The following is a 2,726-nucleotide window of genomic DNA, read 5'->3' as shown; positions in this document are numbered from 1 at the left end:
CGCTCAGCGGCAGCGCAAGATCGTTCATGGTGGGTGTGGTCTCCGGGAAATGGTTCGGATCGCCTTAAGCAACCAAATCCTACGTCATTTCAACGGCTTGCGCCACATCCACCAACCCCCATGAATTTGGTTAGGTTGATGCGGCGTGCCGCCGCCGTGAGGCCGCGCTCGGTCAGCAGCGCGTCGAGAACGACGAGAAGATTCAGATCGAGCCCTTTGAAACGCATGTCTTAGCTATCCATAGCGTGGATGCATTTGATTGAAACAAACGATTTTACCAATTTTCCGGAATGTCGCATGGACTTGGCAGGACCTCACGTGCGCCGATCACTGCCTCTATCGCGTGGCAAGTCCCTTGAGAAGAGCCCGAAAGAGGAAATCTGTCGCGTGCGGTGGAGATTGTACTGGGAATGAGAGGCAGCGCTCCGATCATGTCGAACTCTCCGACGGATGGCGGACCGGTACAATAGTTGATCGCAACTGGTCCGGAGCTATGAAACATCTCGATTACATATGAGGTGCCGAGTGAATACGCTGACAGCACCCACCGTCGCAGCGTTTAGCTGACGTTTGACGACGGTTCCTATCCATTTACACGCAGATTCTTGATGTGCTGGCGCAAAAGCGGGAGGCCGGCGACTTTTCTTCGTCATCGGGCTGACGCGGCAGAAGCCGGAACTCGTCCGGTTCCTATGGGCATTGGGCTTGGTCGGTCGCACAGCTCTATGAGGGGCAATTTTGGCAACGCGACGCGACTCGGGTTTTGAACGACGCCGAAAACGCAAGCTGGAAAGGAACAAGATGGCAGATCAACTCGCCAACGAAATAATCGCCATGATCAAGAAGCGCGCCGCGTCGGAGGGCGGCATAGCGCCTGCCACAGGCGGCGAGATAACGGCTGCCACGGGACTGACTTCGCTCGGTATCGATTCACTGGGATTGGCGGACGTTCTCTGGGACCTGGAGCAGGCCTACGGCATCGAGATCGAGATGAATACGGCCGAGGCATGGTCGGATCTCCAGAATGTTGGGGACATGGTGGAAGCCGTGCGCAGCTTGCTCGCTAAGGGGGTGTGAATGGACAGGCGCGTCGTGATTACTGGGATTGGCGGAATTTGCGGGCTTGGGACCAACGCCGCCGCCATTTGGACAGAGATGCGAGAAGGCCGCTCCGCCATCGGCCCAATCGTCAACTCCGAGCTCCATGAATTGAGGGTCAGGATCGGTGCCGAGATCAAGGCGCTGCCGGAGCATGACATCGACGGCAAGCAACTCATCTCCATGGACCGCTTCAGCCTGCTCGCTGTGCTTGCGGCGCGCGAAGCCATGCGTCAGGCCGGACTTTCCTCCAAAGAGGGAAATAGCTATCGCTTCGGTGCGACCGTGGGCGTTGGCGGCTGCGGGTGGGATGCGATCGAGCAAACCTACCGCGCCATCCTTCTGGGCGGTAAGCGTGCCGCTCTCTTGACTGTACCCAAGGCGATGCCGGGTGCCGCTGCCGGCCAGGTCAGCATGAGTCTCGGCCTGCGCGGGCCGGTCTTCGGCGTCACGTCCGCCTGTTCCTCGGCAAACCATGCGATTGCCTGCGCGGTGGACCAGATCAGGCTCGGCCGGGCCGACGTGATGCTTGCCGGCGGCAGCGAAGCGCCGCTCATATGGGGTGTGCTGAAGGCATGGGAAGCGATCCGCGTGCTTTCGCCCGATACTTGCCGGCCATTCTCGGCCGATCGCCAGGGCCTGTCGCTTGGTGAAGGCGCCGGCATGGCGGTGCTGGAAAGCTACGAGCATGCCCTGGCTCGGGGCGCCACCATCCTTGCCGAAATTGCCGGTGCCGGCCTTTCCGCCGATGCGTCCGACATCGTCGCGCCGACTGTCGAGGGGCCGGAGGCAGCAATGCGGGCCTGCCTTGCCGATGCCAGGCTGGACGCCGAGGATGTCGACTATCTCAACGCGCACGGCACCGGCACCAAGGCCAACGACCAGATCGAGACGGCGGCGATCAAGCGCGTCTTCGGTCAGCACGCCTTCTCAATGTCCATTTCTTCTACCAAGTCCATGCACGCGCATTGCCTCGGCGCGTCCGGCGCGCTCGAGTTGATCGCCTGCGTGATGGCTATCCGCGAGAGCGTCGTGCCGCCGACTGCCAATTATCGTGAGCTGGACCCCGATTGCGATCTCGACGTCACGCCCAATGTGGCACGCGAGCGCAAGGTGCGCGTGGCACTGAGCAACTCCTTCGCCTTTGGCGGCACGAACGCGGTTCTGGCGTTCAGGCAGGTGTAGAAGCCATGAGAGATGCCTCCGGCAACATTATCTCTCGCATCCAGATGCTTGCCGGATAACTATTGTGAAGGGCGGGTCATTGACCGCCTCGGCGAATGCGGGAAGTGGCAGCGGAAGCTCGACGATCCGGGGGTATCGTCTTTGCGAAATTCTTAACTGTTGAAGCGGCTTGGACGTACCGCCGCCCCGTAAAAGGTAAGCGAGGCCCTGCGGGCTCGGCTTGAGGGTCTGAAGCTGTACACGACAATGTCTGGAAGCCGCAGGCTCGGCTCTGCGCCCGTTATAGTCGCCTGAGTGCTGCCGGCGCGGCCGCGCCGCGGGCGCCGTCAACGAACTCCTTGAACCTGCGACCTTGCCTGTCTTGGCCGACGCTTCGAAGCGCGCCGTCGTGCTGGCCTCCAGATCCGCGACATGCTTGCGCAGGGTCGTGGTGGGCGCGAGGC

2 protein-coding genes and 2 pseudogenes are annotated in these 2,726 nt (G+C 61.2%); 2 read left to right on the top strand and 2 right to left on the bottom strand.

Annotated elements, in window-relative coordinates; all coding sequences use genetic code 11:
- Positions 1–125: 125 nt before the first annotated feature.
- Positions 126–227, bottom strand: a pseudogene (locus NKH12_RS30195) (LysR family transcriptional regulator); the annotation flags it as partial.
- A 574-nt stretch (positions 228–801) separates the two neighbouring features.
- Between NKH12_RS30195 and NKH12_RS30190 the strand changes: the two are divergent.
- Both NKH12_RS30190 and NKH12_RS30185 read left to right on the top strand, forming a co-directional pair.
- Positions 802–1,077, top strand: coding sequence for an acyl carrier protein (locus tag NKH12_RS30190; protein ID WP_023679611.1), 276 nt, complete (start codon positions 802–804; stop codon positions 1,075–1,077).
- On the top strand, positions 1,078–2,283 hold the full coding sequence (locus tag NKH12_RS30185; protein ID WP_352453892.1) for a beta-ketoacyl-[acyl-carrier-protein] synthase family protein: 1,206 nt from the start codon (positions 1,078–1,080) through the stop codon (positions 2,281–2,283).
- On the opposite strand, the pseudogene NKH12_RS30180 reads toward NKH12_RS30185, so the two are convergent.
- A pseudogene (locus NKH12_RS30180) lies at positions 2,270–2,434 on the bottom strand (LysR family transcriptional regulator); the annotation flags it as partial. The gene NKH12_RS30185 and the pseudogene NKH12_RS30180 overlap by 14 nt on opposite strands.
- Between the last annotated feature and the right edge of the window lie 292 nt (positions 2,435–2,726).

It is taken from the genome of Mesorhizobium sp. M1322 (assembly GCF_040318085.1).
Taxonomy (GTDB): Bacteria; Pseudomonadota; Alphaproteobacteria; order Rhizobiales; family Rhizobiaceae; genus Mesorhizobium.
Note: the sequence above shows the minus strand (reverse complement) of the source record. Positions and strands in the feature narration are given on the sequence as shown.

Coding starts and splice junctions, on each gene's coding strand:
- NKH12_RS30190 (WP_023679611.1), top strand. CDS start 802: ATGGCAGATCAACTCGCCAACGAAATAATCGCCATGATCAAGAAGCGC.
- NKH12_RS30185 (WP_352453892.1), top strand. CDS start 1,078: ATGGACAGGCGCGTCGTGATTACTGGGATTGGCGGAATTTGCGGGCTT.